A 2,432-nucleotide genomic window follows, 5' to 3' on the forward strand; every position below is an offset into this window, starting at 1 on the left:
TCGTCCGACGGGGTTCTGCATCCGCCGCGGCTACGCCGCGAGCTCCCTACGAACCCCTTACGGACGACCGACCCCCAGGCGCCGACGGTGCGGGATTGGTCGGCGCTCACGCGCCGACGGTGCGGCATTTGGTCGGCGCTCACGCGCCGACGGTGACGACGGGCTCGCCGGACTCCGTGGTGGTCATGTCCTCGGCGAGGCGCATCGCCTCCTCGATGAGGGTCTCCACGATCGCGGACTCGGGGACGGTCTTGATGACCTCGCCCCGGACGAATATCTGGCCCTTGCCGTTGCCCGAGGCCACGCCGAGGTCGGCCTCGCGGGCCTCACCGGGCCCGTTGACGACGCAGCCCATGACGGCGACCCGCAGCGGGACCTCCAGGCCCTCGAGACCGGCGGTGACCTGCTCGGCGAGGGTGTAGACGTCGACCTGGGCGCGCCCGCAGGAGGGGCAGGAGACGATCTCCAGGCCGCGCTGGCGCAGGCCGAGCGACTCCAGGATCGCGATGCCCACCTTGACCTCCTCGACGGGAGGCGCGGACAACGAGACGCGGATCGTGTCCCCGATGCCCTCGGCGAGCAGCGCGCCGAACGCCACGGCCGACTTGATCGTCCCCTGGAAGGCCGGCCCGGCCTCGGTCACGCCCAGGTGCAGCGGGTAGTCGCAGGCGGCGGCCAGCTGCCGATAGGCCTGGATCATCACCACGGGGTCGTGGTGCTTGACCGAGATCTTGATGTCCCGGAAGCCGTGCTCCTCGAACAGCGAGCACTCCCACAAAGCGGACTCGACGAGGGCCTCGGGCGTCGCCTTGCCGTACTTCTCTAGCAGGCGCTTGTCCAGTGAGCCGGCGTTCACGCCGATGCGGATCGGCACGCCCGCGTCGCCGGCGGCCTTGGCGATCTCGGCGACCTTGTCGTCGAAGGCCTTGATGTTGCCGGGGTTGACGCGGACCGCGGCGCAGCCGGCGTCGATGGCGGCGAAGACGTACTTCGGCTGGAAGTGGATGTCGGCGATGACCGGGATCTGGGACTTCCTCGCGATCAGCGGGAGCGCGTCGGCGTCGTCCTGGCTGGGACAGGCCACGCGCACGATCTGGCAGCCGGCCGCGGTCAGCTCGGCGATCTGCTGGAGCGTGGCGTTCACGTCGGCGGTGAGCGTCGTCGTCATGGACTGCACCGAGACCGGGGCGTCCCCGCCGACCGGCACCGAGCCGACCATGATCTGGCGGGAGGCGCGGCGCGGCGCCAGCGGAGCGGGCGGGACCGAGGGCATCCCGAGGGCGACGGTCATGTCTCCAGTATCCCTTGCCCGGCCGCCCTCACATCCCGGCGCTCGTCTAGCGGTCGATGGTGTGCCTGATCCCTGCGGCGTGGGGGTCTAACGCGCGAAGCGCTGCCGGATGCGGCGTGCGGCGGACACGGTCGAGCCGATGACGAGCCCGAGGATGGCGCCGAGCATCGCGGCGGGCACGCCGAGCTCAGCGACCGCGAACCAGGCGGTTGGCACGTACGCGATCAAGCCGAGGACGAGGCCGGCAACGGCGCCGACGGCGCCCAACCCGACCGCGCCGATGATGGCGAACCGAGGCGCGATGGGCATGTCGCCCAGCGCCTTGCGCACGTCGTTCAGGATGCGTGGACGGGTCCCCACGTCTCGATTGTGAGCGAGTGACGCCCACTCACGCGACGGTCAGGGCTGGAGCCGGATCGGGTTGACCAGGTCGGCGGTGAGGGTCAGCACGGTCAGCCCGACGAAGATCAGCACGACCAGGTACGTCAGCGGCAGCAGCTTGTTGTAGTCCACGCGTCCGGGGTCGGGCCGCCCGCGCCATCTGGCGATGCGGGAGCGGGCCGCCTCGTACCAGGCGACCGCCACGTGGCCGCCGTCGAGCGGGAGCAGCGGGAGCAGGTTGAAGACGCCGATGAAGACGTTCAGCTCGCCCAGCAGGACGAGGAAGACCACCATCGCCCCCATCTGGAAGGACTCCCCGCCGAGGCGTCCGGCGCCGATCACGCTGACCGGGGTGTTGGGGTTGCGCTGGCCGCCCTCGATGGCGGTCACGAGGTTCGGGATCCGCTGCGGGAAGTGGGCCATCGCGTCGAAGGTCTGTCCGATGGTCTGGCCCACGTACCAGACCGCAGCACCGGGCGAGCGCACCAGCGAGTAGTGCAGGACGCTCGCCGGGCCGGCCACGCCGATGCCCGCCGCCGACACGGTCGAGGTCGGCCCGCTGGTCTGGTCCACGGCCGGACGCTGCGCGGAGACGAGGTCGAGCCTGGCGGTGTGCTCGACACCGTCGCGGACGTAGGTGATGCCCACCGGGCCCGCCGGTGAGGTGCGGATGGCCTTGACGAGCTCGCCGTACGTCGCCACCGGCGTGCCGCCGACCGACGTGATCCGGTCGCCGACCTTCAGCCCGGCCTGCTTGGCC

The 2,432-nt window shown here is 71.3% G+C and carries 3 protein-coding genes; all 3 read right to left on the reverse strand.

The window, feature by feature from the left end:
* Window positions 1-139 precede the first annotated feature (139 nt).
* Window positions 140-1,291 carry a flavodoxin-dependent (E)-4-hydroxy-3-methylbut-2-enyl-diphosphate synthase gene (ispG, locus tag VMI11_03295; protein ID HTY71431.1) on the reverse strand — a complete coding sequence of 384 codons (1,152 nt, stop codon included), beginning with the start codon at window positions 1,289-1,291 and terminating at the stop codon, window positions 140-142.
* Between the two features lie 87 nt (window positions 1,292-1,378).
* Window positions 1,379-1,651, reverse strand: coding sequence for a hypothetical protein (locus VMI11_03300; GenBank protein HTY71432.1), 273 nt, complete (start codon window positions 1,649-1,651; stop codon window positions 1,379-1,381).
* Window positions 1,652-1,690: 39 nt separating this feature from the next.
* Window positions 1,691-2,432, reverse strand: a 742-nt coding sequence (locus VMI11_03305; GenBank protein HTY71433.1) for a M50 family metallopeptidase, incomplete at its 5' end; no start/stop codon positions are given.

The sequence above is a fragment of the Actinomycetes bacterium genome (assembly GCA_035506535.1).
Lineage (GTDB): Bacteria > Actinomycetota > Actinomycetes > DATJPE01 > DATJPE01 > DATJPE01.